This window comes from Limnospira indica PCC 8005 (genome assembly GCF_000973065.1).
Taxonomy (GTDB): domain Bacteria; phylum Cyanobacteriota; class Cyanobacteriia; order Cyanobacteriales; family Microcoleaceae; genus Limnospira; species Limnospira fusiformis.
Window position 1 is genome coordinate 4,699,799 of the sequence record NZ_FO818640.1, and the last position, 23,274, is coordinate 4,723,072.

Below are 23,274 nucleotides of genomic sequence, written 5' to 3' on the forward strand. Positions count from 1 at the left end.
TCAACTTCAACAGCCCAGACATTGATAGTTGTCAACTGATCTGTTGGGTGGTGTTTCATCCTGTTTTTCCTTGGTGTTTGACATAATCCTCAATAATCTCCTGAGAGATGGTCTCCGATGTCGAAACTAGGTAGGAACGAGTCCATATTGATGGTAGCACCAGCAAATGTTCAAACTCTTTACGGAGGTGACGGGCTGTATAGGCTTTGATTCGATGGATAATCTGATGCGGGGCTAGGGTCGGCGGACAATCCAAAAATGCGTGGACATAGTTAGGCTGTATATCCAGAGTCAGGATTTCGACCTCCAAATCTGGACACACTTCTTCCATTAACTCCCTAAGTCTAATCGCTACCATCCCCTTGAGTACCTTACGTTTGCGCCTAGAACTCCAAACAAAGTGGTAGTTAATCAAAGATTTTGTTGTTAGATTGTGTCTATAGACTTGACACATAGACAAAAAGTTTTTATAGTAAAGTCAGTTGACAGAACAATAATCTGGCTGTTCCCACCTAATCATAGGAGTTTTTGGGTATGAAAACAAATGAACTGGTCCAGCGCGTCGCCGAAGAAGCCAAAATTCCCAAGAAAAAAGTTAGAGCTATTTTAGACTTGGCTTTTAGTGCTATCTCTCAGGAAATTGAGAGTGGTCAGCCAGTTGTCGTCAGAGGTTTAGGGAAATTTACCCCCAAAGAGCAACCAGCAAGAACCAAAACCAACCCAGAAACTGGTGAAACCACTGAAGTCCCAGCACGTACAGTCGTTAACTTCCGAGTTATTAAACCCTCTAAGGATACAGAAGAGGCAGATTCAGAATAACAACATTTGATTAACCATTAACAGAGATAACCTGTTAGTATTATAGAACTTTAGGGGCGTATTATATACGCCCTACTGCTTTCATTTTGGGAGCGACTCTATAAATTTTAACCATATCTGTTTTATATGTGGTGATATGGCGATCGTATCATTGTAGAATCAAAAATTAACCAAAACCGTGGTGATGTCTATGTGAAATAGAAATTTTGATTCTGGTTAATATGGAAGACAGGAATGAGATTCCTTTGTCAATATTGCACCGGCGACATGGTATATCAGATTATCAGTGACATCTTGCCGAGACTCACCTAACATAACATAAATAGTCGGATTTCACATTCCACGACTAAACATTCATGTATGGATTTTTTTACAAATTAACCTTACTGTAAATCACTATAATTCATCTACAATTCTCATCAGTTTGTGTTGATATTCTTTCAAACTGGTTCTGATAGATTCTAAGTTGGGAAAACTATTCATTGCTATAGTTTGCGATTGCACAGTTCCATGATCATTTATCAATCTGGTTTTTAAGTCTGGAAATAAACTGTAAATATCTGAGTTTTTTATTTCTGCTTTCCATAGAATACATAAAAAATCCATAAATCCCGGTTTTACTTGATAAACATTCGCGTTATAAAAATTAACTATATTATATTTTATTAACTCAGATATCACATCATAAAAATGGAAATCCGTGAAAATATTGCAGTGAGTATCAATGTAGAATTCACTAGACTTTTTGGCTGCCAAGATAAGTTTATTAATATCTTGAGGAATGCGAGAAAGTGACTTACTGTTTATTTTGCCAGCCCACACATCAGCCGATTTCACGGGTCGATTGTAGTAGCGAGAGTTAAATACATGACGAAAAGCAGGTTTTTCTAACTTATTACAGTTGTTTTCTAAGAGTTCCCCCAAGCTGGTTAAAGGTTTCAAACAATCAAAAGTATAACGTTGATCAGGGATTGTCAAAAATACTAAACCAGTATCAGTTAATAAATCAGCAATTTGATTCAGAAAACCAATCATGTTTGGTGTATGTTCAGCCACATGGGAAGCTACGATATAATCGTATTTTCCAGGGATATCGCTCAGAGTTATTTCTGACAGATTATAGGTAACATCCACTACGAAATTAGGATTATGACCAGTAGTACGTTTTGCTAGTTCCTTTAATTCTTGTGTAGTTCTATAGTCTGCATAGTGGATTTTTCCTTGATATGGTGGCACAAAAGGTCGGTCAAATGCTCCAATTTCTAGACCAATGCTAGTTTTCATATCGACTAGATTAGTCAAGATACTTTTATAATATAAAAAACGCTCATTTTCTCTGGGATTTTTGATTTTGCCATTTACCTTTGGCGGATCATAGTTAGATTTTTCTAAAGGTGCATAAGATTGATTATGCAGACGATCATACCTTTGCGTTTCTGACTGAATAAATATCATAAATTTTTGCTCATACTGCTGTCTTACTCCCAAGGAAGTATAGATTGATGAAACATGATTTTCTAAATCTAGGGTGAGAGCCAAAATATCATGGTTTTCTAATGCGTTACTATAAGAGTTATGACTATCAAAATCTCCGGGTTTTAGACGGCTTTGGGGTGAACTTTCATTAACGGTAGCTCTTCCTCTAAGTTTTCTACATTTGTACTCCTGCAAAGACTTAGACTGATAGTGGTTAATCTGTCCAGGTTCATGATTAATATAACCTTGCTCTCCAATATGTTCCCCGGTTGGGTTGTTGCCAAATTTTAATTCTGTCCCATCAATATGAAAATATGTTGATCCAGGCTTTAAAACGGGTATGTGAATGTCGCAGTTTTTTATAGTGTCAATTTTTGAGATACATTTAACGTGTTTGTGAACTACATGATTACTGGGAGCGCATTTAACAAATCTTTTAGTTACCAGTTCTGGGAGATACTCATTTTGCCCCCCAGAGCCAAACATAAGCCAATTAACCAGGATGCTATCTGCTCTGCTTTCAAACGATTTAATGCAGTCGTGAATAGACTTGAAATGCTTTAAAACCAGGAACTCATCCATGTCTAGAAAACAAACCCATTCAAATAAATCCTTGTAAGTTTGAATGAAATGGCTATAGGCTGATTGCTGGGGTGGCTGACCAGGTACTCTTGGCCATTCTTGAAACTTACATAACCCTAATGCTGCTAGTTTTTGAAGCAGATCTAAACTATCATCCTGACTATCGTTGTCATAAATTAGAATTTCATCAAAGCCAACAATGAATCGATGATAAGCTATCCATTCTACTAAATATGGAGACTCATTTTTGGCGGTGGTACAGAGAATAGTATTTGGGTTCATTATCAATATTCGTATGATAAAATTTTCGTTCTCTAGTTGCAAGCATTCAACTTTGACATGAATTTATTTGAAGGCCACATTACCAACTAAGTCTTATGAATTTTTCATTTATTTAAGCCTAACAATTTTACTGAAGTAATGTTAGAACCCCTAACATCTTTTTTGAGTAAACACTCCACTTGGTAACCCAAATCAGCAAAGTCATTTCCATCATAAGCAGAAACGTGTTCTTCATGCTCATTTCCGTAAGAATGACCTTGAGGGTAGTCTCCCCAAGGGCAGCCCAATATTACAGCTTCTCGCGCCAAATCTTCCAGCTTTGACAAGGTGGGTTTCAATTCTTTTTTGTCTATATGTTCTGGACCGTGCCACCAGAACACTACATCATAGGTTTGATGACTTTTCCATGTCCTGACATCACCTAAAATGACTTCTTCTAACCAACTTATGTTTCTTAAGAAATCAACATTCTTATCAAAAATCTCCAAAATTGTGATCTTATAACCGGCTTCTCTCAACTCTTTTCCATAGTCAAACCTATCAGTTCTTGCTCCTACATACAGGAGAGTTTTACCGCGATTTGATGGAGAAAATAACTGAGGATACAACCTCAGTAAGCTGGCTGTTCTATCTGGAGATTCATAGACTTTACAATTGGCATTTTGATTTAAACATTTTACTGAAGTAATGTTAGAACCCCTAACATCTTTTTTGAGTAAACACTCCACTTGGTAACCCAAATCAGCAAAGTCATTTCCATCATAAGCAGAAACGTGTTCTTCATGCTCATTTCCGTAAGAATGACCTTGAGGGTAGTCTCCCCAAGGGCAGCCCAATATTACAGCTTCTCGCGCCAAATCTTCCAGCTTTGACAAGGTGGGTTTCAATTCTTTTTTGTCTATATGTTCTGGACCGTGCCACCAGAACACTACATCATAGGTTTGATGACTTTTCCATGTCCTGACATCACCTAAAATGACTTCTTCTAACCAACTTATGTTTCTTAAGAAATCAACATTCTTATCAAAAATCTCCAAAATTGTGATCTTATAACCGGCTTCTCTCAACTCTTTTCCATAGTCAAACCTATCAGTTCTTGCTCCTACATACAGGAGAGTTTTACCGCGATTTGATGGAGAAAATAACTGAGGATACAACCTCAGTAAGCTGGCTGTTCTATCTGGAGATTCATAGACTTTACAATTGGCATTTTGATTCGTGTTTCCTAATTCTAATGTATCATAACCAAAATATTTCATCAGAGCATATATCTCTGGTTTGTTATTTAATTTTTGGATCACATAGTTTTTTTTATCGGAATCATTTTTCCAAATGCCAATTTTACTTGTATCAAATGGTCCGACAGTTTTAAGAGACTTCATGTTATTTGGACTGAGGATCTGAAAGTGTTGCCAACAATCAGAGAAGGGTCGCTCTATTTCTAACCCTAAATAAGTAGAGATTTGCAGTTGTACTTGATTCGGTTTGGACAACAAATCTTCAAACCTAACTGCTATGATCCTAGGATGATTGTCCAAAGTTTTATTTTCAAGAAATACCAAAGCATTATCAATCCACCGCTGAGGATTTTCAATCCAAGGTTGACCCGGTTTTAAACCATGTTCTGATAAAAGGACATCCCGAGGATCCCTGACCATAAAGATGATGGCAGCATCTTCTTGGTTGAGGAAATTTTTAGCCCAGATGCGCTTTTGAGGATAACCTTCAGGAGAAGGGAAAGTGCCGAATGTAATTCTCCCAGGCACACTTTTTTCTAGAACTGGAATTTCTTGTGGTTCAAGAATATGGCTATTTCTGAAACCATATTTGCATAAATACAGCATCAACGTATTGCCGGAACGAGGGCAGCCTCTTATATAAACCCGTTTTATAGGTGCATCGTGAGTTTGCTGATACAATAATCTATTTACTTCATTGGCAAGTTGCTTAGTGAGATATTTAAGACTCAGTAATTCTGATAATTCTACGGTTGATTTAGATTTATTAGTCATGGTTTTCTACAATGCTTAATCAGTTGCTTTAAATTTATGAAAATTTTTGTTCCTAGCTTACTAAAGACTTCACAGCGATCGCACGTTTCATCAGTTGTTTCCATTCTTGAGAACTCGTTAGAGAAGCTGTGTCAAATGGCACTCCTTTTTCCTTAGCAAACTGGCTGAATTTATCCAACCAATGGCTGAGAGTTTCTGTTTTTGACTTGGGAGAATATTTAAGCGATCGCTGTAAACATTGAGCCATTGTCCCCAAATCTCCAACTTGATAAGCACACCAAGCATCCCAGACAAAAAGCTGATATTTTCGTTCCTCACTCTGTTCACTAGAAGAATTAGCAACCATTTGATAAAACCGCAACTTCTCAGCTTCCAATTCCGTTTTATTCAGTGCTTTTTGCGACCGTTGTAACTCACCTTGGGTTTGCTGTAGTTGATGTTGAGATGATTCTAACTCCTGTTCCGTCGCCTGCAATTTTGCCTGATACTGAGCGATCGCTTTTTCCATCTCATCTTCCTGTGTACTCGCCGCCGCCAAAAGTTTTTCGTACTCCTCAATTTCCTGTTCCCATTGGGTTTTCTCCTCTTGAGTTTGCTGTAGTTGATGTTGAGATGATTCTAACTCCTGTTCCGTCGCCTGCAATTTTGCCTGATACTGAGCGATCGCTTTTTCCATCTCATCTTGCTGTTCAATTGATTCTTCCCCAAGTCGTTTCCACTCTTCCAGTTGATTTTTATACTGGGTTTGTTGTTGCTGACTTTCAGCTAAATACAATTGACAGGTCTCTAAGTTCCCTTGAGTTTGATGTAATTGTACCAGAGTTCGCTGATGATTTTTCTCAACCTGGTTAAGTTTAAGCAAAGACTGACTCAATTGGATCTCAGTTTTCTCCAGTTGTGGCTCAAGTCGTTCTAATTCTGCTAGATACTGATCCGAATATTCTAGTTTCCCTTGGGTATAATGAAGTTGGGCAATAGTTCGCATCTGGGTTTTGTTCGCTTGCTCCAGTTCTAGTCTTGATTGACTCAACATCATCTCAGTTTTCATCAGCCGAGACTCATACTCATTCAGTTCCCGGTTTTGTTGCTCCGCCTGTTCTAGTTCTTCCTGCGTATGGTGTAGTTGGGATTGATATTTCATCACGTCCCATTGAGTTTGACTTAACTGTGATTTGGCTTGTTCTAGTTCTTCCTGAACTTGGCTAAACTGCGATCGCAGTCCTGTCAGTTGATTGTGAGACTCCTGTAAAATTGACTCAGTTTTTTGCAGTTGACTGTGGGTTTTTTCTAGAACCCCTTCCGTTTGTTCCAACTGAGATTTGAACTGTTCTACAATCGACTCTGTTTCCTGTAGCTGAGACCTAGTTTCTTCCAATTCATCCCGAGTTGGGTTTAACTGAGACAGAGTTTCTTCAAGTTTAGCTTGAGTCCCTTCTAACTCAACCCTAAGAGACTTATTTTCGGCGGCGGACAGTCGATAATTCGCCCAATCTCTAAAAGCCCAAGCCATATAGGGAGAAGACTTAATCTGATTATTCCATGATAAATCTGGAGTTTGATTAGGATGCCATCCCCGACTCTCTAGTTCCTGATACATTTCTATGGCTTCAGGAAAATAATAATCTATTAAGCTGGGACGTTGACCATCTTCTGATATATTGGCTTGCATTAGGGAATCATCATAAACCGCCGGAGAAGGATTAGTTAGATTTATCCCGAATTTCTGATTAATTTCCGCTACATATTTATCTTGATATTTGACAATTGTTTCTATGTTTGCCAATAAACATTTATCACCATATTTATTATAAAAATCTAAGACTTTCTGATTATAAAATATCCAATATTTAACTGCTAGTTCGGGTTGATTTCTAAAAATTTCATCTCCTCGGCGGTACAGAGAATCTATCACATCCCACGGAGAACGGTAAATCAACAGAAACTTAGCATCAGGTAATAACTGCGCCCAAAAATCTAAAAATAGTGTCGTCCGAGGTTCTTTCCATCCCCAAATATGACTCAGAGAATTTTTGTCAACAATGGCATTTGCTTTGTCGATAAACTCGTCGGGAACATCCAGGTTTTCTTGTAATGTCCAACCATCTATATTAACACCTTGCGATCGCAATAAATCTAGGTGAAATTCAAAAAAATCAATATTCTCAAAGTAGCCTTTGGGGTTAAACTCAGTTCCCTGCATTAGCCGACGACCAACGTGCAACCCAGCACTTTGCAATAATGAAGCGGTCAAGGATGTACCTGAACGGTGCATTCCTGTCATAATTAAAACCTGGGATTCGCTCTTTTTATCTGGCATGGTATAAATGTCGGTTTATCTTTAGTTTATAAGTGAATGGCAAATATAGCGTTTATTAAGGTTCATAACTGACTAGCTACTAACCCTGACAGCCTCGCCCGCCAGTCGGTGGGAGTTTACCATAAATCCTCCAGATGGTTCAGGATTTCCATAAATGCTGTCCGTTCTTTCATTAAACCATGTTCAGCGACCGTTTGAAAGGCTGCTTTTTTGACCAGAGACTTCCGCACCTCAGAAAAGGCGATCGCCTCTTTGACCGATTCTAACAGTCCTTCCACAGTATACTTGGGTCGCATACAATTGTAACCGGGAAAACAGAAACACCGATTCCCTATACAATCTGGACAGATGGTAAGAGTCCCCATAGCCATGGCTTCTAGGGCGGGAAGGTAAAATCCCTCTCCCTCTTCGCGGTTAGGCAGGAGTATCGTAATTTTAGCACGGTTGAGGTACTGTAGATAATCTCTTCTGGGAATTAGGGATGTCAGCAGTTGCACCCCATAGCCCATTGCTGCTAACCTTTGTTGTAACTGTTCGCCTAGTTCCGGTTGTTTAAGGGCCGAAATCAGGATTTCGATATCCCGTTGGGGGTCGGGTCGGGGTTGGGGAAAACTACTGGTATCTAAGCCATTGGGGATAATAAACAGGGGTCCATTGACTCGACGTGATTCTGCCAGATAGGTTCCCACTTCTGGGCTGACACAAATGCGGATCGCTTTATGGTTGAGAAACTGATAGCGGGGATTATCTGGGTAGGCGTGCCGGATGTGCTGAATTAGATTAATAATTGGTATGGGGGAGTTGTGGCGCTGGCTGGCTGATAAAAATTCCCAGTCCATACCGTCCATAAAGATAATGTGGGGATCTGATAGCGGTTGAGATAAAATTAGTTGTTTGTCAATATTGAACCACGGGTTATTAGCATCGATCGCACTTTCGGGAGAAAAATAAATCTGGGGTAGGTAGTCCGGGGAATCGAGAATATGATTAAAATAATCCCAGACTTTTAAATGACCTCCGGTTAGTCCCCGATAATCTCGATAAAATAAAATAGATTTTCGCTGTGGTAAGCTAGGTGGTATAATTGCCGGGGATGGACTACCCTGGGCGGGTAACTGTTCCATCTGGTGGGAGATTTGTTCTAGCCACGACTGCGATCGCTCTAACTCCGAGTCGATTTGTTCTAATTTTTGGCGGTCAAATTCCATAAATTATGTACAATTGGGAGGGATGGCTCGATTGAGTAAGGGGATGGGAACATCCAGTTAAACTGTGGGTCATTCTCTAGGGCGGGTCATAACCAACAAATATCAATCATCTGTTCTTCCATATCAAAATATAGTCAAAAATCCTAACATGAGCGTCAGTTATTTCGACACAGCCAATCAACTCCTAAGAAAAGGTCAGTTAGACGAGGCGATCGCATCCTACAATCAGGCGATCGCCGCCAGTCCTAAATCAGCTTGGTATTATCATAACTTGGGAGAAGCCCTCAGCCAACAGGGAAAAATCGACGAAGCTATTGCAGCCTACCGTCAAGCTACGGAACTTAACCCTAATTCTGCCTGGTCTTATGATAATCTGGGAACCCTCCTAAATCAACAGGGTAACTTACCAGAAGCCGTTCGTTGTTTCCGCCAGGCTATTGAACTTGACCCATATTTCTGGCAGTTTTACCACAATTTAGCCCTAGTCCTGATCAAACAAGGCCACCCAGAGGAGGCCGTTTCCCTATTGCAAAAAGCCATTGAGTTAACAGCCGATGATGCCGAACTATACCACAGCTTGGGTAAAGCCTACCACCAACAACAGCAATATTCAGAAGCAGTTACAGCCTATCGTCAGGGGTTAGAATTAAACCCTTATTGGTCTGACTGTTATATGAGTTTGGGTCAAACTTTGGAGGCTTTGGGAGAAACCGAAGAGGCGATCGCCTCCTATCGTCGAGCCTACGAACTTAATCCCAATTTATCAGAAGCCCTGCCCAAATTGCAAACAGTCCTGGAGTCCCAAGGACGTTGGGAGGAATTAGCCACCCTATACCGTCGCTGTTGTATTGTTGATCCTAACTCAGCCACCAGTCATAAATACCTGGGAACAGCTTTAGCCAATAGTGGAAAGCTATCGGAAGCGGCGGAGAGTTATCAGAAAGCCTTGGAGTTAGACCCAAATTTGGTAGAAATTCTGCAACCCCTAGGACAGGTTTTAACCCAATTAAATCAATGGGAAGCCGCCGTTGATATATTCCGAAAAGCCACCCAAGTCGATCCTAACTCTGCTTCATTCTACCATCAATTAGGGCAGGCTTTAACCAAATGCGATCGCCTATCAGAAGCACTCGCCGCCTATCAAAAGGCTTCCGAACTCCATCCCACTTCCACCCCAGTCCTGTTTGATTTAGGTCAGGCTTTGACTAAACTTTACCATTGGTCAGAGGCGATCGCCACCTATCAAAAAGCCTTATATCTTAATCCCCCCAACCAGGCTGAAATTCAAACTCATCTACAGGAAGTTCAGGACAAGCAGCGCCACCTAGACGAGGAAATCGCCGCCTATAGCGAAAGCCATGAGTTTCATCCCAATTCTAGCGAATCCTACGAAAAATTTGCACAGTTTCTCAGAAGCAAGGGAAAAATCGAAGATGCGATCATAGGATTTCACCAAGCCTGTATTCTCAATCCCCAGTCAGCCGTAGCCCATCATCAACTAGGTTATACCCTAGCTCGTGGTCAACGCTGGGATGAGGCAATTATAGCTTATCGAAAAGCTGGCGAACTTAATCCGCACTCTCCCCATGTACAATATCACCTGGGACAAGCCTTGGCTGAGGAAGGACGCTTAGAAGAAGCGATCGCTCATTTCAAACAGTCCATCACCATTGACCCAGAATTTGAAGAGGGTTATGATGCTCTCAAGCAGGCGATCGCAAAAAAAAAAGGTAGCCTCTAAAACCGATCCGATTTCTCATTATCGGCATTTACTCCAAGCCAGTCCCAACAACCCTGATCTACATCAGGAGTTGGGACAGCTTTTGCATAGCCAGGGTCAAACCCAATTAGCGATCGCTCATTATCAAAAAGCCATAGACCTTCAGCCAGGACCTGTTCACCTGTGGTTTTATCGCAATTTAGGAGAAGCCATGGTGACTGATGAACATTCCAGGCGACCTTAGCCAGAGTTTCCCATGCAGCCAACCTACACCACCCATAGTCACTGGATGCGACAGGCCTTAAAACTAGGCGCAGCAGCAGGAGAAGCCGGAGAAGTCCCTGTCGGTGCAGTCATTGTCAATCAACAGGGAAAACTGATTGCCCAGGGGGAAAATCGCCGGGAACGCGATCAAGACCCCACCGCCCATGCTGAGATTATAGCATTACGGCAAGCCAGTCAGGTATTAGGAGATTGGCATTTAGACACCTGCACCCTGTATGTCACCCTAGAACCCTGTCCCATGTGTGCAGGAGCCATTATTCAAGCTAGGATAGGTTTATTGGTCTATGGTGCCGACGACCCCAAAACTGGCAGCATTCGCACCGTTTTCAATCTTCCAGACAGTCCCGCCTCCTATCATCGTCTCCCTGTCCTAGGGGGTATTCTCGAATCATCCTGTCGCCAACAACTGCAATCCTGGTTTGCTCAACATCGCGCTAATATGTAACCATTGAGACAATCTAATAACTGTCATCCTCTGCCATGACAGAGGGGGTTAAAGGATTTACCTTAGACTTATAGAGTTTAGAAATCCCAAATTATTGTCATGGTAACAGTTCAATCGATTAAACCCTGGTCTAATTTATCTCCTTCTAGCCAGACTAAATCCTCTGGTGTCGCGCGTTGGTTAACTTCTATTGTTTATCCCCTGGGACGCTATGGGGTTCTTCCCTTCTATTTTAAAAAGATTACCGTCACCGGACAGGAGAATTTACCCAAAGATGGTCCGGTGATTTTAGCACCTACCCATAGATCTCGTTGGGATGCTTTTATTGTACCATTTGCAACAGGTCCTTATGTCACTGGACGAGATTCGCGGTTTATGGTAACTGCTGATGAAATGCAAGGACTTCAAGGGTGGTTTATTCGCCAAATCGGAGGGTTTGCGGTTAATCAAAAACATCCAGCGATCGCCACTTTGCGATATGGCGTTGATTTACTGCGCCAGGGAGAAATGTTAGTGATTTTTCCAGAAGCAGGCATTTTTAGGGATCACCAAATTCACCCTCTCAAAGCCGGATTAGGTCGTTTGGCAATTCAGGCTGAATCCCACTATCCTAATTTAGGGGTTAAGATTGTGCCTATATCTATCCATTATAGCCCCAATATTCCCCATTGGCGCTCTGAAGTTAACGTCACAATTGGGAAACCCCTAGAAGTCAAAAAATATGCCACAGGTCCCGCAAAAAAAGAATCTATCAGGTTGATGTCAGACTTAAATCAGGCTTTAATCGAGATTGATAGTTTGTAGTATATATGAATAATTTACCTCAATTTAACTCCGGTCAAATTGTAGCTATTGATGCTGAAAATACCTCTCTTTATGCCGAGGTAATTCAAGTCGTTATCCTGCGCCAAGTCTGTTGGGTGCGTCCCTTAATGCTCGTGGAATTGACCACAGAAAATCAGCCCCTTTGCTATGATTTGCGAGACAGTGCTGATTTGATTTGGCCCTGGGAGTTATTTAGGGTAGCTTTGGATACAGAAGTAATACCTTTTTTAGTCGCATTAAATCCCCCAGAACAAAAGCAGGAAATGTTACCCAGAAACCATCAACGTTTTCGAGAGTTTATTTCCCAAATTTGGCTCAATCATTCCCAGGTTTTTCGGGAAGTTAGATAAAGATTCCCTTTTCTCTTGACAAATCCTAGGAATTGACTTATACTTATATCATGGGAAAATGTGGCGGCATATATATGGCTTTCCGGGAAGGAACCGAAGACCTCCACCACCAGATTAATCTAGTAGTTGTATATTTAACTCCTCCAATGTCTCCGAATTTTCATCAATAGTAATAGTATTAGGTAAAAGTTGCCGAAACGTTGGTTAAGATGCCAATTTATGGTTTCATCTGTATCAACACTGACACGGATATTAGTAGAAAAATTGCGCCTACCCCAAAAATATTGCAGACCCAAACTCGAAGACCTATCTAAATCCCCACTCCCAAATAATGTCAATCCCCGCCCAAGTCTCCAGTTGAGACTATACCAAGTTATATCAAAGTCACTATTGAAAGTTGCATAAAATTGTCGAGAATCCCAAACCACATCGGCATTAATATTAGCATCATCCCCCACAAAGCCAGAAATACCTACTCGCAAAGGTGTTCCTTTAGGCTGATAAAAAACTTCCGCCAAACCACGGGTAGATGAATCATAAATGCCACCTAAACCGACTGTTCAATCTTCAGTTATCCCCCAACGCTGAGAAACTCCGGCATTAAATTCGTTGAGTTCTCCCCAAAAATCATGACCGGGATTAAAACGACGCTGCCACCCCCCAGAAATTACTAATGCTGATGCTCCTTGAGGCAGTTGTTCTGGTAAAATGGTAAACCTAGCTTCTTCTATGATGGGTTCACTAATTAGAGAACCGCCAGGGTAAAGTAAAACATAGTAATTTCTGCCAACCTGTCTACCTACAGGAACATTATCAAAACGGTAAAAGCCAGAATTATCGACAAACTGTTCTGCTATGACTTCCCCACGATAACGACTCGATACCAGTTGTGCTAAAGTTCCTGGTTCAGCATTACCTGTTATGGTGGGGGTGACTTGTTCTGGTTGCAAACGTTGGCGAGGGTTGGCGGCACCACTACCCAATAATGAACTAGGAGAATATCCCCGCCTTTGAATAGTAGTAAATCCCCAAAAGTCACCTGTAGTCCTTTGGTCTCGCCAAAATCTCCGTTGAGAACCTAAAAAATAATCGCTAGATTCAGTTTGGCGGATGATTTGAAATTAGGATAATCGCCAGGTTTCGCTGTCGGTTATGTCTCCCTGATTAAGCGTGAGAAACCAACTACTATCTAAAACTGTTCCGACGGCGGATAGGCGACCTGTGTTGTTCAGGTCAACACCTTGGTTTTTGGTAAGATTAACCCGCTGTTCTATCATACCAATGTTAAAGTTGGGGGGGGGAAATTTCTGGCAATCCTTCTAAAATTACTGGCGGTCTTTCCCGGCTGGTTCTTCTCCCCCTTCTGACTTCGGGGACATCAAAAATAATTGCATATTCCCGAAAACTAAATTCTGATTCAATATCAAATAAGTCTTGAATATCTTGCACAGAAAGGACTAACCCTAATTCGGGGTAGTTGCGAATTTAATCGAGGTTAAGGCGGACAATTTTAAAAGGCGATCGCAAGTCGACTTCATTATCTGATATAACTGTAGATGTAAACTTTATGACCTGCAAAACTTCATCATAAGGAATTAGCCAATCCCCAAAATTTATCACCTCATTATCCGTTACTGACCCGCGCACAAATACCCCAGTTTTAAAATTGCGCCTACCAGCATTTAAGCCAATCATAAAAATCGTGAATTCCGGTGATTCTGGGGTGATTTCCTCTGTGATGTCTGGGACAAGCAGATTGTATCCACAAATTTTCAACAGCCATCAGGGTAAACAACTCCCCCAAAATAAACACTTATAAATATTTGGTATAACTCAGTGTTAAAACTGCCTTAATTGCCGTCATATTATGGCAGTATTTTACTGATAATATACTCCATTCATCACCATGTTAAGGAACGGCTAATGTTACGCTGAATGGTATTTTTGTATTCCGGTTTACTCCCCAACCCAAATTTCCAGAAACTTGATAATCTCCCGGTTCAAGGGGTTGATTATAATTGATATTAACCAAACGTTCTTTTTCCGCAATCACCGTAGTATCTACACCACGACCACTCTGGATTTCCTGATTTCCTTGAGAAATTACCCATTCTGGTTGCACAATCACACTGGCTTGTCCACTATTACGAACCAATAAATGTAAACGATTCGATTCGGGATTATAGCGAACATTAACAATATCTAAATCGTGAGCAATATCTCCCTTGCGAACATAGACTGCTACCCCAATTTGGGGAACAATAGTCGTCCTTAATACAAAATTTCTGGTTTCATCTGTTTGTTCCTCAATGATGGCTTCTAAATTTTCGGTAATTAGCATTGCTCGATATTCTCCGTCGGGTCAACTCGGTCGCATATCAAGCAGATGTTGCATTGTGCAGTAAAAAACTGATTAATTTATTTACTGGCAAGGGTTTCAGCTTTTTTTAAATCAAACGCCCTTTTTACGGTTGCACTTGACCATCTGGGAAAACTCGGATGTTAACTGGGTTAAAGAAAAGAAGGCAGATTAGACGATCGCCAGCCTAGAACATTCTCTATTGATGGGATGTGTGGCAAAATCAGGGTCAGAATTGGGGATGTTGGGGATTCTGAATCAAAAAGCCCGTCTTAGTTGACTTCCCCGCAACCGAGACTCCCGTAACAGAACAACATCACAGGGATGATGCCTTTTTTAAGCCTTCCCAAACTATCCCTAGTGTTAGGGATAGTTTAGGAGTGCTTTTGACTAGACCCTGAAGCAAGCTAACAATGTTATTGAAAGCTCTAACTATTGGCGATAAGCGCGATATTTAGATCGCGTCTTTGACTAGGATATCATACTTTTTCTCATTTTTATATCCGATTTGTGCAACTTTTTCAGGGTTGAGGGATATTCCCCGAAGCAACGATAGAATTGCTCGGAAAATCTGCCCATGTGGGAGAAGCCGTAGGCGCTGGCGATCGCATAAATGGTGCTTGGGTCTGCACTAGGTCCGCAAAGTTCTTCCCGGACGGCGTTCAGTTTGCGGGCGCGAATATATTGCTGTACCCCTACGCCGGTAATTTCTTTGAAGGCGTATTGCATGGCTCTGGGGGAAATGCAAAACTGTTGACATAACTCCTCATTGGTGAAGTTTTTGGCTAAATTACTGTCGATCATGGCCTGGACTGTGGCAAAGATCCAATACCGTCGAGTGGGTTTGAGAATTTGGCGATCGCCACGCTGTTCAAAGGTATAGTCTAATAATTCCCGAAACTGACACAAAAATTTTTCTCGCAACAGTGCGGCTTCCTGGGGAGCCAAAAGACCTCGACGATACAGACATTCAGCCGTAGGAAACCACTGCTGCATAAATCTGGTGAAGTTGGCAAACCTAATCGGGTGGACGGTCAAAACTGCTTGATTCGGGTCCTGGCTATTTTCCCAAAATTTCTCTGGTAATAGGTCCAGGTTGGCTAGGAGTTCATCATTAAAACAAATATATAAACCATGCCAACCGGGGGGAAACCTGATGTATATTCGATCTGGCTGCGATGAACGGCGATCGTATTACCAATGGGGTCTGTATAGCCCATCCAAGACAATATGGGATGATGGGGATACAAGCCGAGGGCAAAATGGGTTTCTCCTTCGGGAATTACGTGGCGATCGCTAAACAGATTTTCCGTGAAAAAATGCGCTATTTCTATCCCCGGAAAAGCTACTTCTCGATGTTCGATGCGAAATACTCCTTCTCCTAAATGAAACCCCTCTATCCAGGTGGGTAATACTTCACTCTGAGAGTCTAGCGCCAAGGCTCGGCGAACGTTGTACTCAGCACACATGGGGTTATACAGATCTATACGGTTGACCATAATCGGGTTCAATATATGGGGATTAGTTGTAACACCCAATAATTGATGATACAACGGTTAAATGTGCCTTCATCCTACCAAAATTTCTGCCGGATAATTCTATCTTTCCTCTTGACAAACTCCCATGATTTGACATATACTAGAAGCATGGGAAAATGTGCGGGCATATATATCAGTTTTTTTAGTTATCCTTGATATATTCGGGCATTCTCCTGGAACTATCTGTAATTGGGGCAGTTTCTGAGACTCCTTCCACCACCTTTAGGGGGACTGGGGGGGTTTCGGCTACTTCCTCACCTCCCCAGGAGAATATTATAGCGTTTCTCATCTCCATAAGGTACGGCCCTCACCCCAAACCCCTCTCCCAGAAAGAGAGAGGGGCTTTGAAACGTACCTCATGAGTCCGGGAACTGCTATAATCAACCTTCCCTCTGTCGAGAGGGTTTTGGGTGGTGTAACTAAGGAGTGATTTTACTGATAAGTTATCCCCGCATTTCGCATTCTGTCTATGGCTTCTTGAATGCGGCTTTCTTTGTTAGTTAAAGCCATGCGGATAAAACCTTCTCCCGCCGCGCCATAACCGTTCTCATCTCCATAAGGTACGGCCCTCACCCCAAACCCCTCTCCCAGAAAGAGAGAGGGGCTTTGAAACGTACCTCATGAGTCCGGGAACTGCTATAATCAACCTTCCCTCTGTCGAGAGGGTTTTGGGTGGTGTAACTAAGGAGTGATTTTACTGATAAGTTATCCCCGCATTTCGCATTCTGTCTATGGCTTCTTGAATGCGGCTTTCTTTGTTAGTTAAAGCCATGCGGATAAAACCTTCTCCCGCCGCGCCATAACCGTTACCAGGGGGGACAATCACGCCGCATTTCTCTAATAGCAATTTGGCAAATTCTGTGGAAGTGTAATTGCTGGGAACCGGGACCCAAATATATAATGTGGCTTTGGGGGGTTCAATTTTCCAACCGAGAGAACGCAATCCTGAAATGACTAAATCGCGGCGATGTTGATAAATATCATTCAGCTTTTGACGGTCTGACTCTGGGGTTAAATAAGCAGCGATCGCGGCTTTTTGAATGGCTTTAAATACACCAGAATCCACATTAGTTTTAACTTGGCTTAATCCCTTAATCCCGATTTGATTACCGACGACAAACCCAATGCGCCACCCGGTCATATTATAGGATTTAGACAGGCTATGAAACTCAATAGCAATATCTTTCGCACCGGGAACCTCTAGGACACTGGGCGCTCGATAACCTTCATAACAAACCTCGGAATAGGCGTTATCATGACATAGTAGAATGTCGAACTTTTGACAAAAATCTACCATGGTGCTAAAGTCTTGTAAGGTGGCGATCGCACCGGTGGGATTGTTCGGGTAGTTTACCCAAAATAATTTAGCCCGCCTAGCTATCTCCTCTGGAATTGCTTGTAAATCCGGTAAAAAGCCATTTTCGGGCTGTAGGGGAACATAGTAAGGCTCTCCCCCGGCGAAGAGGGTAGAAGTGCGATAGACTGGATAACCAGGATCGGGGATTAAGACAATATCCCCAGCTTCCACAAAAGCTAAGGCTGTGTTGTGGATAGCTTCCTTAGAACCGACAGAGGAGATGATCTCGGTTTCTGGGTTTAAGCCATTCACCCCAAAGCGACGAGACATCCAAGCGATCGCCGCCTCCCGGTATTCTATCATACCCCGATAGGGCGGATAGTTGTGGTTGGAGGGGTCTTCAATGGCATCGTGCATAGCCACCCTGATATGATCCAAAGTGGGCTGGTCAGGATCACCCACTCCAATATTAATTATATCTACCCCTTGAGCAACCAGTTCTATGCGTCTCCGGTCAATTTCAGCAAACAGGTAGGGGGGGATTTTTTCTAAACGTTTAGCAAACTGCATTATCACTCACAGGGGGTTGGTTCATTAGGTATAAGCCAGAAAATTATACCAGAAAACTCTTACAACCCAGCCATGAACAGCAGTAAATGAACGGCGATGTCAACCCTGTGATCACCTCAATTACAGGCTTTTTAGTTAAATTATTGCCAAAAGAAAATCGGCAGCAACAACAACTCTAAATTAAATGCAACAGTTTCGGGTTCAAGGTGACCCAGGTTGATTAACTGTGTTAGGTTCCGAACCTAGGGACTAGGTACTAAGCGAATACGTCCGGCATCCATTTCGTCCATCAGTAATTCTAAGGCTTCATAATCCACATCGGAAATATAACCCAGTCGAGTCAGTTCATAGTTAATCCCGTTTTCGATTTCGGGGGTGAGACATCTAAAGTAAAGTGCTTTAGATACCAGTTTTCGAATTCCATTGGTGGCTGACATGAGTGGTCAAGTAACTCAACTTATGTTAATTCTCCAACCAATAAACAGTCTGGCTGGTGATTTTTATCTCCATAAATATGTGATCTAAATCACGCAGTCTGGCTCTTGGGGGTTGGTGATAGCAGAAATTAAGATGCTGCTATATTATGAGACAATCAAACAGTTTTTGTCTGTGTTTTTTAATACAATTCTTGTCATATCATGACAAGTTGATCGTATCTGAATAAGTTAACAAAAACTTAATCTTTGTGCCACGGGTAATATAATACCTGCCCCATCAAATATGGCCAACCAAGCCCAGCATAGAAAATAGGGAGGATATTTTAATTCCCAAAATCTGGATATCTATCAACTAATTATCAGCCCCAAAACCCAGGAAATAGGCAGCCAGGAAGTCCTGTAGTGAATCAGGAAAATTTAATTTACCAGAATTGCACCGATGATGTATAATGGTGTTATATGCGTCATTTCTAAGCCAAACATAATCAAAACGTATAAGTAAAGATTGCCGATTAAGAATCATAAGAGGTAGAAAGTGGCAGTTTCAGTCAAAGAATTAATCACACCAGAAATTAACCAACCAGCGCGATATTTAGGTAACGAATTAGGGGCGAAACACAAACCCTGGGAATCAGCGGCAGTGCGCTGGTCTCTCACGTATCCAGAAATCTATGAGGTAGGAGCCTCGAACCTGGGGCATATAATCCTCTATAATATCATCAATGCCCAGCCCCGACAATTATGCGATCGCGCCTATTTACCGGCGGCGGATCTGATCACAAAACTGCGAGAGACGCAAACCCCGTTATTTGCGGTAGAGTCCCGCCGTCCTCTGAGGGAATTTGATATTCTGGGGTTTAGTCTCAGCTACGAACTAGGGGCCACGAACATTCTAGAAATGCTGGATCTTGCCCAAATTCCCCTAACCTGGAAACAAAGGCAGAATCGGGATGGACAAACCCCCCTAGGAGAAAGACCGCTAATCTTCGCGGGAGGTCAAACGGCGACATCGAACCCGGAACCCTACGCGGACTTTTTCGATTTTATCGCCCTGGGGGACGGAGAGGAACTCCTCCCGGAAATAGGTTTAGTGATAGAAGAAGGGAAAGCGACAGGGTTAACCCGCGAACAACTGCTGTTAGACCTAGCCCAAGTGCCTGGGGTATACGTTCCCCAATTCTATGATATGGCAGGGGATGGGTCAATTCATCCCAACCATCCGGAAGTACCCACAAGGATTATCCGCCGGGTGGCGACTCCGATGCCAGCCTATTCGATTACAATGGTTCCATTCGTGCAAACAGTTCACGATCGCCTAGCCTTGGAAGTGAGACGAGGTTGCACCCGTGGCTGTCGTTTCTGTCAACCGGGAATGTTAACCCGTCCGGCTAGAGACGTGGAACCGGAAGCGGTGGTAGAGGCGATCGCCAAAGGGATGAAAGCAACGGGATATAATGAATTTTCCCTATTATCCCTAAGCTGTTCAGACTACCTATCATTACCGGCAGTGGGAATGGAAATCAAAAACCGTCTGCGCGACAGTAACGTATCCCTATCCCTACCCAGTCAACGAGTCGATCGCTTTGATGAAAACATTGCCAACATCATCGGCGGGACCCGCAGCAGTGGCCTGACCTTTGCACCAGAAGCGGGGACCCAAAGAATGCGGGATGTCATCAATAAAGGACTCACCAATGAGGAATTGTTACGAGGAGTAAAAACCGCCTACGACCAAGGTTGGGATAAAATCAAACTATACTTTATGATCGGCTTGCCGGGAGAAACGGATACTGATGTCCTAGGTATCGCCGAAACAGTCCGCTGGTTGCTGCGCGAATGTCGGGAACACCGCCGCCGACCCCTGAGCATTAACCTGACCATTTCCAATTTTACCCCCAAACCCCATACACCCTTTCAATGGCACAGCGTATCAACCAAAGAATTTCAACGCAAACAGCAATTGCTAAAAGCTGAATTTCACCGCCTCAAAGGCGTTAAAGCCAACTTTACCGACGTGCGGATATCGGCTATGGAAGACTTTATCGGTAGAGGCGATCGCCGACTAGGGCCGGTAGTCCAACGTGCTTGGGAACTAGGGGCCGGAATGGATGCCTGGTGGGAAAGCCTAGATCGTGCCTTCGCCGCCTGGACCCAAGCCATAGAGGAGTCGGGGTTAGGCTGGAAATATCGGCAAGTAGAAGCGGGGGAATGGAACCTCATGGAAAATGCGATCGCGGAGGACAGCCAGGACCACAGCCACCGTGAACAACTACTAGACCAACCTCTACCTTGGGACCATATCAACACCGGAATAGACAAAAACTGGCTGAAACAAGACCTACAAAAGGCGATCGAAGCGGCCACAGTTCCCGACTGTTCTTTCGCCGCCTGCTCCCATTGTGGGGTATGTGGTCCAGAGTTAGGCCATAACGTAGTATTTACACCCCCACCCATTCCCGAATTTGCTGGTCATTTTGTCCCGCCTTCCCAACGAGTCCAACGGGTGCGAGTCTGGTTTGGCAAATTGGGAGACATGGCATTAGTCGGACATCTTGACCTGATGAAAGTTTTTGATCGGGCTGTCAGACGCGCAGAATTGCCCATATCCTTCACCGGAGGCTATCATCCAGGCCCCCGTATATCCCCGGGAAATGCACTGCCTTTGGGGACCACTAGCACCGGGGAAATTGCGGATTTTGACCTGGCGGAGACTATGGATATACAAACCTTTCAACAGCAACTATCCGCCTCTCTCCCCGACAACTTACCCATTTATCGGGTCGCAGAAGTGGACGTTAACTCGCCGGCGATCGCCGAAACCATAGAACACGCTACCTATATCATCCATTTACAAGCCACAGATGAGACTATTACCCCGAATCATTGGGCCGGTTGGGTGCAGGCTGTACTCAACAGTTCAGAAATCTTGTGGGAAAAAACTACGAAATCGGGTAGAATCAGAATTATTAACCTGCGTGAGCAGTTGTTACAACTAGAGGCGATCGTAAAAGAAACAGTCAAAATTCCACTATGGGAATTAGACCAACCACCCCAAAACGCTACCCTATTGCGTTATTTGGGAACCTGTCGCAATGATGGAACTCAACTGCGACCAGAACAAGTGGTTTATATGCTAGAACAAGTTAGCGGCCAGGAATTGCAACTAATTTCCATCCACCGAGAACATCTAGCGCTACGCGCCGAGGTTACAGGTGCGGCTGATTTGGGGTATAATGATCTAATCTGTACAAAACCTGATTCACCCTAAGACCTAAGCCTAATTTAGGCGATCGGGTTGAGGGTTATAACCAAGGTAGAGTCAGGCTTGGCCTGTTTCAAGTGGTAAGCGTTGGATATAAGCGCCCAGATTTATCCATCTTCCTCCTTCCTCTATGATCACTCCTGCTAACCCTGTCGGGTTAACCGTCAGCACCCCCGGCTGAAGCACGGGGGCTTCGTGCCCCCCTTTCAGGTAGCTGACCAGCTATAGCCTTAACTGGCTCCGTTCAGAGCAAGAGTTAAAGTTCCTACCCTGGAATGCGTGCTAGTTCCAGGCCCTAGAACCGAATCGTTAAACATCTCTAAGGGGTTAAGGACGTGCGATTTGGATAGTACCGACTCTGAACATTGGCGTTCGCGCAGCGTGCGCGTTAGCGCAAGCGCAAACATTACCCCGCAAGGGAGTCGGAGCCAACCATAGCTCCATGGAGGGGCAACCATACCCCTCCACCCCGCAAGGGGGTGCTGGCGGCGGTCAGCCGCTTGAGTCGGTTTTCCTCTCCGTGATCAATCACGGAGCTTCCAACCCTCCCAGGAGTTTTACGTGAGGGGGCTCTGGTGGAATGATGCCGAATCGCCCGCTACAGTTCTGGAATCAGACTTAAAATCATTATTGCAGGACTTGGGTTGGGCTGACGGAAGATGATCACCAAAATTGGTTCGTGAAAATCGGACAAGAAAACAGGTAGGGGCGGGTATGTCAGACCACGCCGCTGCGGGAAAAAAGTAGGCGGGTGCTAGCGCCGCCATGAGAAACACAAGCAAAAAAACCCAGTTTCTTAGGAAGACCTTTTTTGAAAACCTGTAGGGGGGGTGCGCGAGGTACCCCGCACGGGATATGCTTTCGGGGAAACCAGCCCGGTAGGGTGGACTGCATCCCGATAATTGGCATAAACACGAAAAGCTTTCTGATGTGACGCACCAACCGAAGCAGGCTTTGTGCTGCGGGACACGCGACGGGGGAAACACCAGCCAACCTGTCGCGGTAGTAGGGGCGGGTGCTATATCCGCCATCGGAAAAACCAGCCAACTACCTGCACCCGCCCCCAGGGTGCTATATCCGCCATCGGAAAAACCAGCCAACTACCTGCACCCGCCCCCAGGGTGCTATATCCGCCATCGGAAAAACCAGCTAACTACCTGCACCCGCCCCCAGGGTGCTATATCCGCCATTAGAAAAACCGGCTAACTTTCTGCACCAGCCCCCAGAGGTCGCAGGCAGCATTAGAAAAACCGGCCAACTTTCTGCACCAGCCCCCAGAGGTCGCAGGCAGCATTAGAAAAACCGGCCAACTTTCTGCACCAGCCCCCAGAGGTCGCAGGCAGCATTAGAAAAACCGGCCAACTTTCTGCACCAGCCCCCAGAGGTCGCAGGCAGCATTAGAAAAACCGGCCAACTTTCTGCACCAGCCCCCAGAGGTCGCAGGCAGCATTAGAAAAACCGGCCAACTTTCTGCACCAGCCCCCAGAGGT

At 43.6% G+C, this 23,274-nt stretch carries 23 protein-coding genes; 7 read left to right on the forward strand and 16 right to left on the reverse strand.

Going from position 1 to position 23,274, the window contains the following annotated elements; all coding sequences use genetic code 11:
• Positions 1–55: 55 nt before the first annotated feature.
• Positions 56–454, reverse strand: a complete 399-nt coding sequence (gene tnpA / locus XZ46_RS20580; RefSeq protein WP_048895213.1) for an IS200/IS605 family transposase — start codon at positions 452–454, stop codon at positions 56–58.
• 80 nt (positions 455–534) lie between these two features.
• Between tnpA and XZ46_RS20585 the strand changes: the two genes are divergently transcribed.
• Positions 535–819 carry an HU family DNA-binding protein gene (locus XZ46_RS20585; protein ID WP_048895214.1) on the forward strand — a complete coding sequence of 95 codons (285 nt, stop codon included), beginning with the start codon at positions 535–537 and terminating at the stop codon, positions 817–819.
• Positions 820–1,215: 396 nt separating this feature from the next.
• On the opposite strand, the gene XZ46_RS20590 is transcribed toward XZ46_RS20585, so the two are convergent.
• From XZ46_RS20590 to XZ46_RS20605, 4 genes are all read right to left on the reverse strand, one after another.
• A complete protein-coding gene (locus XZ46_RS20590) occupies positions 1,216–3,159 on the reverse strand; it encodes a glycosyltransferase family 92 protein (RefSeq protein WP_008053465.1) in 1,944 nt (647 codons plus the stop codon).
• Positions 3,160–3,263: 104 nt separating this feature from the next.
• Positions 3,264–5,171 (reverse strand): hypothetical protein, encoded by a 1,908-nt coding sequence (locus XZ46_RS20595; protein WP_008053466.1) that lies wholly within the window; start codon positions 5,169–5,171, stop codon positions 3,264–3,266.
• A gap of 52 nt (positions 5,172–5,223) precedes the next feature.
• Positions 5,224–7,488, reverse strand: a complete 2,265-nt coding sequence (locus XZ46_RS20600; RefSeq protein WP_008053467.1) for a sulfotransferase — start codon at positions 7,486–7,488, stop codon at positions 5,224–5,226.
• 116 nt (positions 7,489–7,604) lie between these two features.
• Positions 7,605–8,696, reverse strand: coding sequence for a glycosyltransferase family protein (locus tag XZ46_RS20605; protein ID WP_008053468.1), 1,092 nt, complete (start codon positions 8,694–8,696; stop codon positions 7,605–7,607).
• 148 nt (positions 8,697–8,844) lie between these two features.
• On the opposite strand from XZ46_RS20605, the gene XZ46_RS20610 reads away from it, so the two are divergent.
• From XZ46_RS20610 to XZ46_RS20630, 5 genes are all read left to right on the forward strand, one after another.
• Positions 8,845–10,437, forward strand: coding sequence for a tetratricopeptide repeat protein (locus XZ46_RS20610; RefSeq protein ID WP_008053469.1), 1,593 nt, complete (start codon positions 8,845–8,847; stop codon positions 10,435–10,437).
• Entirely contained in the window at positions 10,391–10,660 is a 270-nt protein-coding gene (locus XZ46_RS20615; RefSeq protein WP_228116386.1) for a tetratricopeptide repeat protein, read from the forward strand. The genes XZ46_RS20610 and XZ46_RS20615 overlap by 47 nt, the downstream gene beginning before the upstream one ends.
• Positions 10,661–10,672: 12 nt before the next feature.
• On the forward strand, positions 10,673–11,146 hold the full coding sequence (tadA, locus tag XZ46_RS20620) for a tRNA adenosine(34) deaminase TadA (RefSeq protein WP_008053471.1): 474 nt from the start codon (positions 10,673–10,675) through the stop codon (positions 11,144–11,146).
• A 99-nt stretch (positions 11,147–11,245) separates the two neighbouring features.
• Positions 11,246–11,950 (forward strand): lysophospholipid acyltransferase family protein, encoded by a 705-nt coding sequence (locus tag XZ46_RS20625; RefSeq protein ID WP_008053473.1) that lies wholly within the window; start codon positions 11,246–11,248, stop codon positions 11,948–11,950.
• A 5-nt stretch (positions 11,951–11,955) separates the two neighbouring features.
• Complete coding sequence (locus tag XZ46_RS20630; RefSeq protein WP_006623931.1) at positions 11,956–12,321, forward strand: hypothetical protein; 366 nt, start codon at positions 11,956–11,958, stop codon at positions 12,319–12,321.
• Between the two features lie 134 nt (positions 12,322–12,455).
• Here XZ46_RS20630 and XZ46_RS20635 read toward each other — a convergent pair whose 3' ends face one another.
• The 10 genes from XZ46_RS20635 to XZ46_RS20670 all read right to left on the reverse strand — a co-directional run bounded on the left by XZ46_RS20635 (position 12,456) and on the right by XZ46_RS20670 (position 18,522).
• Entirely contained in the window at positions 12,456–12,839 is a 384-nt protein-coding gene (locus XZ46_RS20635) for a hypothetical protein (RefSeq protein ID WP_006623929.1), read from the reverse strand.
• A 42-nt stretch (positions 12,840–12,881) separates the two neighbouring features.
• Positions 12,882–13,304, reverse strand: a complete 423-nt coding sequence (locus XZ46_RS20640; RefSeq protein ID WP_006623928.1) for a hypothetical protein — start codon at positions 13,302–13,304, stop codon at positions 12,882–12,884.
• Between the two features lie 301 nt (positions 13,305–13,605).
• Positions 13,606–13,770, reverse strand: a complete 165-nt coding sequence (locus XZ46_RS35520; RefSeq protein ID WP_006623926.1) for a hypothetical protein — start codon at positions 13,768–13,770, stop codon at positions 13,606–13,608.
• Positions 13,771–13,806: 36 nt separating this feature from the next.
• Positions 13,807–14,097 carry a hypothetical protein gene (locus XZ46_RS20645; protein ID WP_228116387.1) on the reverse strand — a complete coding sequence of 97 codons (291 nt, stop codon included), beginning with the start codon at positions 14,095–14,097 and terminating at the stop codon, positions 13,807–13,809.
• 133 nt (positions 14,098–14,230) lie between these two features.
• Positions 14,231–14,662 carry a hypothetical protein gene (locus XZ46_RS20650; protein WP_006623923.1) on the reverse strand — a complete coding sequence of 144 codons (432 nt, stop codon included), beginning with the start codon at positions 14,660–14,662 and terminating at the stop codon, positions 14,231–14,233.
• A 489-nt stretch (positions 14,663–15,151) separates the two neighbouring features.
• Positions 15,152–15,676, reverse strand: coding sequence for a helix-turn-helix domain-containing protein (locus XZ46_RS36950; RefSeq protein WP_228116388.1), 525 nt, complete (start codon positions 15,674–15,676; stop codon positions 15,152–15,154).
• A gap of 104 nt (positions 15,677–15,780) precedes the next feature.
• Entirely contained in the window at positions 15,781–16,179 is a 399-nt protein-coding gene (locus XZ46_RS36955) for a hypothetical protein (RefSeq protein ID WP_008053480.1), read from the reverse strand.
• A gap of 471 nt (positions 16,180–16,650) precedes the next feature.
• Positions 16,651–16,791: a hypothetical protein gene (locus XZ46_RS20660; RefSeq protein WP_006623921.1), complete on the reverse strand. Its 141-nt coding sequence runs from the start codon at positions 16,789–16,791 to the stop codon at positions 16,651–16,653.
• Positions 16,792–16,912: 121 nt separating this feature from the next.
• Positions 16,913–18,085: an LL-diaminopimelate aminotransferase gene (locus XZ46_RS20665; protein ID WP_008053482.1), complete on the reverse strand. Its 1,173-nt coding sequence runs from the start codon at positions 18,083–18,085 to the stop codon at positions 16,913–16,915.
• A 242-nt stretch (positions 18,086–18,327) separates the two neighbouring features.
• The gene (locus tag XZ46_RS20670) at positions 18,328–18,522 is read right to left on the reverse strand and encodes a hypothetical protein (protein ID WP_006623919.1); all 195 of its coding nucleotides are present in this window, start codon (positions 18,520–18,522) and stop codon (positions 18,328–18,330) included.
• Positions 18,523–19,057: 535 nt separating this feature from the next.
• On the opposite strand from XZ46_RS20670, the gene XZ46_RS20675 reads away from it, so the two are divergent.
• On the forward strand, positions 19,058–21,790 hold the full coding sequence (locus tag XZ46_RS20675) for a TIGR03960 family B12-binding radical SAM protein (protein ID WP_008053484.1): 2,733 nt from the start codon (positions 19,058–19,060) through the stop codon (positions 21,788–21,790).
• 400 nt (positions 21,791–22,190) lie between these two features.
• Here XZ46_RS20675 and XZ46_RS36960 read toward each other — a convergent pair whose 3' ends face one another.
• A complete protein-coding gene (locus XZ46_RS36960; RefSeq protein WP_071533565.1) occupies positions 22,191–22,376 on the reverse strand; it encodes a hypothetical protein in 186 nt (61 codons plus the stop codon).
• Between the last annotated feature and the right edge of the window lie 898 nt (positions 22,377–23,274).

What these genes read in the sequence shown, in the direction of transcription:
- XZ46_RS20605 (WP_008053468.1), bottom strand. Translation starts at nt 8,696, where the DNA reads ATGGAATTTGACCGCCAAAAATTAGAACAAATCGACTCGGAGTTAGAG.
- XZ46_RS20665 (WP_008053482.1), bottom strand. Translation starts at nt 18,085, where the DNA reads ATGCAGTTTGCTAAACGTTTAGAAAAAATCCCCCCCTACCTGTTTGCT.
- XZ46_RS20650 (WP_006623923.1), bottom strand. Translation starts at nt 14,662, where the DNA reads ATGCTAATTACCGAAAATTTAGAAGCCATCATTGAGGAACAAACAGAT.
- XZ46_RS20670 (WP_006623919.1), bottom strand. Translation starts at nt 18,522, where the DNA reads ATGTCAGCCACCAATGGAATTCGAAAACTGGTATCTAAAGCACTTTAC.
- XZ46_RS20615 (WP_228116386.1), top strand. Translation starts at nt 10,391, where the DNA reads ATGATGCTCTCAAGCAGGCGATCGCAAAAAAAAAAGGTAGCCTCTAAA.
- XZ46_RS20585 (WP_048895214.1), top strand. Translation starts at nt 535, where the DNA reads ATGAAAACAAATGAACTGGTCCAGCGCGTCGCCGAAGAAGCCAAAATT.
- tadA (WP_008053471.1), top strand. Translation starts at nt 10,673, where the DNA reads ATGCAGCCAACCTACACCACCCATAGTCACTGGATGCGACAGGCCTTA.
- XZ46_RS20610 (WP_008053469.1), top strand. Translation starts at nt 8,845, where the DNA reads ATGAGCGTCAGTTATTTCGACACAGCCAATCAACTCCTAAGAAAAGGT.
- tnpA (WP_048895213.1), bottom strand. Translation starts at nt 454, where the DNA reads ATGTGTCAAGTCTATAGACACAATCTAACAACAAAATCTTTGATTAAC.
- XZ46_RS36955 (WP_008053480.1), bottom strand. Translation starts at nt 16,179, where the DNA reads ATGGTCAACCGTATAGATCTGTATAACCCCATGTGTGCTGAGTACAAC.
- XZ46_RS36950 (WP_228116388.1), bottom strand. Translation starts at nt 15,676, where the DNA reads ATGCAGCAGTGGTTTCCTACGGCTGAATGTCTGTATCGTCGAGGTCTT.
- XZ46_RS20600 (WP_008053467.1), bottom strand. Translation starts at nt 7,488, where the DNA reads ATGCCAGATAAAAAGAGCGAATCCCAGGTTTTAATTATGACAGGAATG.
- XZ46_RS20630 (WP_006623931.1), top strand. Translation starts at nt 11,956, where the DNA reads ATGAATAATTTACCTCAATTTAACTCCGGTCAAATTGTAGCTATTGAT.
- XZ46_RS20625 (WP_008053473.1), top strand. Translation starts at nt 11,246, where the DNA reads ATGGTAACAGTTCAATCGATTAAACCCTGGTCTAATTTATCTCCTTCT.
- XZ46_RS20590 (WP_008053465.1), bottom strand. Translation starts at nt 3,159, where the DNA reads ATGAACCCAAATACTATTCTCTGTACCACCGCCAAAAATGAGTCTCCA.
- XZ46_RS20595 (WP_008053466.1), bottom strand. Translation starts at nt 5,171, where the DNA reads ATGACTAATAAATCTAAATCAACCGTAGAATTATCAGAATTACTGAGT.